The following is a 6517-nucleotide window of genomic DNA, read 5'->3' on the forward strand; positions in this document are numbered from 1 at the left end:
GTTAAGGATGTGTCAAGATCCGCTCCCGCCCGGGCGTGCGGCCGGGATCTGCGTACGCTGACCCAGCCGTCCTTTTGACGGCTGATCTTTGCCGTACGACAGGAGCGCCGCACACATGGCTACCCCCACCCGCTCGAGTCGCCTGCGGGAGTGGCTGCTGGAAGGGCTGACCGCCGACACCCGGAAACGCCCGGCACAGGAGGCCGAGCAGGAAGCCCACAGCGGGGCGCCGTGGTGGCGGGTCATGTGTCTGACCGGGCTGGACTACTTCTCGACGCTGGGTTACCAGCCGGGAATCGCGGCCCTGGCGGCGGGACTGCTGTCACCGCTGGCCACGATCGTGCTGGTGGTATTGACCCTGGTGGGGGCCCTGCCGGTGTACCGCAGGGTCGCCGAGGAGAGTCCGCACGGCGAGGGCTCCATCGCCATGCTGGAAAGGCTGCTGTCGTTCTGGAAGGGCAAGCTGTTCGTCCTGACGCTGCTGGGATTCGCGGCGACGGACTTCCTCATCACGATCACCCTGTCGGCGGCCGACGCCACGGCGCACTTGGTGGAGAACCCGAACTTCACCCACACGCTGGAGGGCCACGAGGTCATCATCACGCTGCTGCTGGTCGCCCTGCTGGGCGCGGTGTTCCTCAAGGGCTTCGGGGAGGCCATCGGGCTGGCGGTGGTCCTCGTCGCGTCCTACCTGGCGCTGAACGCCGTGGTCGTGGCGGTCGGACTGTGGCACGTGATCACGGCCCCGCAGGTGATCGGCGACTGGTCGCACGCGCTGACCGAGCAGCACGGCAGCCCGCTGCTGATGGTGGGCATCGCGCTGGTGGTGTTCCCGAAACTGGCGCTGGGACTGTCCGGTTTCGAGACGGGTGTCGCCGTCATGCCCCACGTCCAGGGCGCGCCCGGGGACACCGAGGAGAAGCCCGCCGGGCGGATCCGCGGAACGAAGAAGCTGCTGACCACGGCCGCCGTGATCATGAGCGTTTTCCTGATCACCAGCAGTTTCATCACGACGCTGCTGATCCCGGAGAAGGAGTTCGAAGCCGGCGGGGCGGCCAACGGACGGGCCCTGGCCTACCTGGCCCACGAGTACCTGGGATCCGTGTTCGGCTCGGTCTACGATGCCTCGACCATCCTCATTCTCTGGTTCGCCGGAGCCTCCGCGATGGCCGGTCTGCTGAACCTGATGCCGCGTTACCTGCCCCGTTACGGCATGGCCCCCCACTGGGCCCGGGCCGTCCGCCCCATGGTCATCACCTTCACCCTCGTCGCGTTCCTGGTGACCTGGATCTTCGACGCCGACGTCGACGCGCAGGGCGGCGCCTACGCCACGGGTGTCCTGGTCCTCATCACCTCCGCGGCGGTCGCGGTGACCATCGCCGCGCGCCGGGCCCGGCAGCGTGGCTGGACCATCGGATTCGGCGTCATCTCAGCCGTCTTCCTCTACACGACGGCGGTGAACATCGTCGAGCGGCCCGACGGTGTGAAGATCGGCGCCTGCTTCATCGCGGGCATCATGGGTCTGTCGCTGCTGTCGCGCCTCGCCCGGGTCTTCGAACTGCGGGTGACCGACGTGGAGATCGACGACATGGCGGCCCGGTTCGTCCGGGACACCGCCAGCCGGACCATCCGGTTCATCGCGAACGAGCCCGACAGCCGGGACGTGGCCGAGTACCGCGACAAGGTGGAACAGATCCGCTCGGACAACGACCTCCCGTCGGGGGAGGACCTCCTGTTCGTGGAGGTGACCGTCCTGGACGCCTCCGAGTTCGAGTCGAAACTGCGGGTGCGCGGAGAGGTCCTGCACGGCCGCTACCGCGTGCTGACCCTGGAGAGCTCCAGTGTCCCCAACGCGCTCGCCGCGCTGCTGCTGCACGTCCGGGACGAGACCGGCCAGCGCCCGCACATCTACTTCGAATGGACCGAGGGCAGCCCGTTCACCAACTTCCTGCGGTTCTTCCTCTTCGGCCAGGGCGAGGTCGCGCCGGTCACCCGTGAAGTGCTGCGCGAGGCCGAACCGGACCGTGCCCGGCGGCCCCGCGTCCACGTCGGCTGACCTCCCCCGGCGTCGGAACCGAAGACTGCGGATCACGGTCCCGGAGATTCGGCGCCGCGCATGCAGGCAGGTCGGCCGGACCGCGGGACGGCCACCGATCACGATCCATGGCTGGAGTACCAGTCCAGGCCCGACACCTTGGCGACGGAGCGGGTCGTCTCCCTGTCGAGGTACAGGGAGAGCCGGGCGAGGCCGGCCGTTCCGCGGTCCAAGGTGCCACGTTCCCGGGCAACCAGCACGTCGGCTTCGAGCCGCAGCCACAGCGCCGGGTTGGTGACGAGGACACGCAGGTCGACCTCGGCCCGTACGCCGTCCGTGTCGGTCAGGACCAGGCGCTGCGCGCTGCCGACCGGCCAGTCGACCGCCGTGAGCCGGTCGGTGCGGACCGTCCTGGTGCCCCACGGTTCTTGGACTGTCAGGCGGCCCGGTCCGGCGCTGACCCGCGCCGGCAGCAGGATCACCAACAGGGTCGTCGCCAGCGCGATCCAGCCTGATGTGCGGAGCAGGGTCAGCCCGTGCGCGCCCGCGTCGATGAGCAGCGCCGTTCCGAGCAGGAGGACGGCGCACCCGATCGCGTACCGGGCATCGCTGGGCCACCGCACGTCGTGCTGGGTGTCGTGGAGTGCGCCCACCCGGGGACGCGGGTCACGGGACGGCTGCATGAGCCGACACTAGGCTCTCCGCCCACCCGGGCACAGGAGTGCCTGCGCGGCGTTTTCGACGGCCCTTCATTCTCGGCGCGCTGCTGACGGTGGCGGCTCCGGTCGTGTGGTGGACGTACTCGCGGACGAGCCCGGAAGCCGGCGAAGTGGCCAACTCCCCTGCCAGGCAGTGCAGTACACCCTGTCCCACCAGGCGAGACAGAAGCCGGTCGGCTCCGCGCTCGGCTCGTATCTGCCCGGCCTGCTCTTCGACATGACGGCCGGCTACACCCCGACCCTTCTCGGATCCTCCGCGGCACTGCTCGCCGCGATGCTCGGCTGTCTTGTCACCCTGCCCGGCAACTCCCGCACGGCGGGCGCCGCTCAGCCGCAGCCACAGCCGCTGAGCAGCGACGCCGCCTGATGGTTCGGAACGGGGTGCGGAATGCGGCCTGAAGCACATGTCGGAGATCGTTCACGGGGCAGCCCTCAGTCCGCCCTGCCCGTCGCTGCCACGGTCACGCCCAGGCCGATCATCGCGAAGCCGCCCGCCCCGCCGACCATGGACAGGCGACGGTCCGAGCGGGCGAAACAGGAACGGGCCGCCGAGGCGCCCAGGCCCCAGAGGGTGTCCGTGATCATGCCGATCCCCACCGGGACCAGGCCCAACACCATCATCTGGGAAGGAACGTGGCCCGCGGCGTGGTCCACGAACTGGGGCAGCACCGCCGCGAAGAAGACGAGGCCCTTGGGGTTGGTGACGCCCACGAGAATGCCGTCCAGGACTGTGCGCAGATCGCTGCGCTGCTCGCCCGCAGGCGCCTCGATGTCCGCCGCGCGCATCTCCTTGCGGTGCCGGAACGCCTGCACGCCGAGGTGGACGAGATAGGCCGCGCCGGCCAGCTTCACGCCCATGAACACCGCCGCCGAGGTCTCCACCAGCGCCCCGAGGCCCCATGCCACGGCGCACACCAGGAGGTACGAGCCGATGAGGTTGCCGAGGACCGTCGCGAGCGCGGTGCGGCGGCCGTGCGCGAGAGCCCTGCCGATCACGAACAGCACGCTCGGCCCGGGAATCACGATCACCAGTAGCGACATCGCCGCGAACGCGAGGATGCTCTCCGTGGACACCATGTGTCCGTCACCTCCTGGAATGGCTGCCGGGGGCTCATTCAAACAGAGGATGGAATACCGGCTCCAGGCTCACCCGCATGCTGATATGGAAGGCCGCAAGCCCGCAGCGAGCCGGCGAGCCGAAGCGCACGCAGAGTGGTGCCGGTGGTGACGAGGCGTGGTTGGCATCGCAACGTCACCCGGGTTCTGGGATGCGCGGTGGATACGTGCGGGTCAGGGTGGAAGGCGGAGCACCGTCCGGCCCGCCTCCCGCGGCAGCTGCTGCCGGTGGCGGAAGGACGCCCGCGTCGGCGACCCGTATCGGGCCGCCGGGCTGTACAGAGCCGGCTGCCTCCGGCCTCGGCCGGACGCGGCGGAGGTAGTTCACCTCGTTCCGCATCTGCGCAGGTGCTGAACGGCTGCTGGATCGCAGCGCCGCGCAGAAGGGAGATCCTGTGGGGAAGCTTGCCTACAAGGCGTTCTCGCTGATCCTCGGGCTGCTCGGGGGCGTGCTTGCCGGCGCCGTCTTCCAGCGGATCTGGAAGATCGCGGGCCGGGAGGAGACCGCCCCGCAGCCCACCGATGAAGAGCGCGGATGGCGGGAGGTCCTGACCGTGGCCGCCGTACGCGGCGCGGTCACCGCCGCGGTGAAGGCCGCGGTGACGCGCAGCGGCGCGGCGGGGATGCGCCGCGTGACCGGTACCTGGCCGGCCTGAGCCCCGCAAGGAGAACCCGGCGTCCGGTCGCTCCCGCCGGCGAGGCACGTGGGATGTCGCGCAGACGCCCTGGGCCGGGGCCGGGACCGCCCTTCACGCCTGCGCCGCGGCAGCGATCGCACGCCTTCCGTCAGGCGGCCGGAGAACTGCAGGGCAAGAGCGCCTGTACCTGAGGATCACCGGCTCTCCACGGTCCGGTCAGCTGCGTCGGCCCCCGGGGCAGGAGTCGGCGGGCCCACGGCGAAGTCCAGGAGGTTCTCCCCTGCGGGCCCGCCGCACAACAAGAAGTCATCAAGGTGCGCCGTTCTCGTGAAACCCGAGCCTGACCCGAGGTTCCGAGCCCGGCTTCCGCTCCGGAAAGGATTGAATCGTCGGCATGACCAAGAGAGACGTCGCGGCCCTGTTCGGAAACCGATTCCTTACCGAGCCCGCTCCCTCGGAGGCCTTCCCCGAGGAGGGCATGACCGCGACGGACTCCATGAGGCTGCTGGGTGAGGAACTCGTCATGGAGGGGGATCCGCAACGCAACCTCGCCACGTTCGTCACCACCTGGATGGAGCCGGAGGCGCAACGGATCATCGCCGAGAACCTCCACCGCAACTTCATCGACCACGCGGAGTACCCCATCTCCGCCGAGATCGAGCAGCGCTGCGTGCGCATGCTCGCCGACCTCTTCCACGCTCCGGGCAGGACCACGGGATGTCGGACCCAGGGCTCGTCCGAGGCGATCATGCTCGGCGGGCTGTCGCTGAAGTGGAAGTGGCGGGAGCGCCGCCAGGCGGCCAACCTGTCGGCCGACCGGCCCAACCTGGTCTTCGGCGGCGACGTCCACGTCGTGTGGGAGAAGTTCTGCCGCTACTTCGACGTCGAGCCGCGGATCGTGCCGCTTGCCGAGGACAAGTACACGATCGGCCCGGAGGACGTGGAGCCCCACCTCGACGAGAACACGATCGCCGTCGTCGCCGTCGTCGGCACCACGTTCACCGGCCACAAGGACGACGTCGTCGGGATCGACAAACTCCTGCGGGACGTCCACAAGGAGCGGGACCTGGACATCCCGATCCACGTTGACGGCGCCAGCGGCGGCTTCGTGTGGCCCTTCCTCTACCCGAACTCGGAATGGGACTTCCGGCTCGAGCGGGTCCGCTCGATCAACGTATCGGGACACAAGTACGGCCTCGTCTACCCCGGCATCGGCTGGCTGGTCTTCCGCGAGGAGTCCGACCTGGCCAAGGACCTCGTGTTCTACGAGAACTATCTGGGCAAGACCGACGCGACGTTCACGCTGAACTTCTCGACCGGCGCGTCGATGGTGCTCGCCCAGTACTACAACTTCGTGCGGCTGGGTCGTGAGGGCTACACCTACGTCATGGAGACGATGCAGAAGAACGCCCACGCGTTGGCGGACAACCTGCGGAGCAGCGGCCGCTTCGAAGTGATCGGCAGCGACCTCGAGCAGCTGCCGCTGGTCGCCTTCCGCCTCGCCGGCAAGCCTGCCTACGACGAGTCCGACATCGCCTGGCAACTCTCGGCCGAGCGCGGCTGGATGGTGCCGGCGTACACCCTTCCGCCCAACGCGGAGCGGGTGAAGATCCTGCGTGCCCTGGTCAAGGAGACCCTGAGCCGCGAGCAGATCGAGCGTCTGACTCAGGACATCGCCGACGCATGCGACACCTTGGATCAGAAGGGTGCAACCAGCCAGGTCGAGAGGGCCCAGGTCAAGCGCGGCACCGGCTACTGAGGGGGAACCTGATCAATGTTCATGCGGTTGCGGGCCGGATGCCTGTTTCGATTCGCCAGGTTGGTGCCGATTCCCTGGTGAGCTCGCGGCTCATTTTGTCGGCCTTGCCCAGTGGGTCACCGCCCGGTATCTCTGCTGTGATCTCGTGGCCCCCGCGTCGACCGGCTCCGCACCCGCCCCACGACACACCGCTTCAGTCCGCGCCGGCTCCCCATCTGACCGGCCTCCCGAACGATCACGCCGTCAATCT

At 69.0% G+C, this 6517-nt stretch carries 6 protein-coding genes; 4 read left to right on the top strand and 2 right to left on the bottom strand.

The features are described 5' to 3' along the window. Window positions 1–115 precede the first annotated feature (115 nt). Window positions 116–2056 (top strand): APC family permease, encoded by a 1941-nt coding sequence (locus AC3EQ1_RS27410; protein WP_432097015.1) that lies wholly within the window; start codon window positions 116–118, stop codon window positions 2054–2056. Window positions 2057–2154: 98 nt separating this feature from the next. Here AC3EQ1_RS27410 and AC3EQ1_RS27415 read toward each other — a convergent pair whose 3' ends face one another. Next, window positions 2155–2718 carry a hypothetical protein gene (locus tag AC3EQ1_RS27415; RefSeq protein ID WP_432097016.1) on the bottom strand — a complete coding sequence of 188 codons (564 nt, stop codon included), beginning with the start codon at window positions 2716–2718 and terminating at the stop codon, window positions 2155–2157. A 169-nt stretch (window positions 2719–2887) separates the two neighbouring features. Here AC3EQ1_RS27415 and AC3EQ1_RS27420 point away from each other — a divergent pair, with 169 nt between their 5' ends. Then, window positions 2888–3121 carry a hypothetical protein gene (locus tag AC3EQ1_RS27420; protein WP_432097017.1) on the top strand — a complete coding sequence of 78 codons (234 nt, stop codon included), beginning with the start codon at window positions 2888–2890 and terminating at the stop codon, window positions 3119–3121. Window positions 3122–3186: 65 nt separating this feature from the next. Here AC3EQ1_RS27420 and AC3EQ1_RS27425 read toward each other — a convergent pair whose 3' ends face one another. Then, complete coding sequence (locus AC3EQ1_RS27425) at window positions 3187–3831, bottom strand: LysE family translocator (protein ID WP_432097018.1); 645 nt, start codon at window positions 3829–3831, stop codon at window positions 3187–3189. A 434-nt stretch (window positions 3832–4265) separates the two neighbouring features. Here AC3EQ1_RS27425 and AC3EQ1_RS27430 point away from each other — a divergent pair, with 434 nt between their 5' ends. Continuing rightward, window positions 4266–4526: a DUF4235 domain-containing protein gene (locus tag AC3EQ1_RS27430; protein WP_432097019.1), complete on the top strand. Its 261-nt coding sequence runs from the start codon at window positions 4266–4268 to the stop codon at window positions 4524–4526. A 376-nt stretch (window positions 4527–4902) separates the two neighbouring features. Continuing rightward, entirely contained in the window at window positions 4903–6267 is a 1365-nt protein-coding gene (gad, locus tag AC3EQ1_RS27435; RefSeq protein ID WP_432097020.1) for a glutamate decarboxylase, read from the top strand. Window positions 6268–6517 lie beyond the last annotated feature (250 nt).

The organism is Streptomyces sp. bgisy100 (assembly GCF_057709105.1).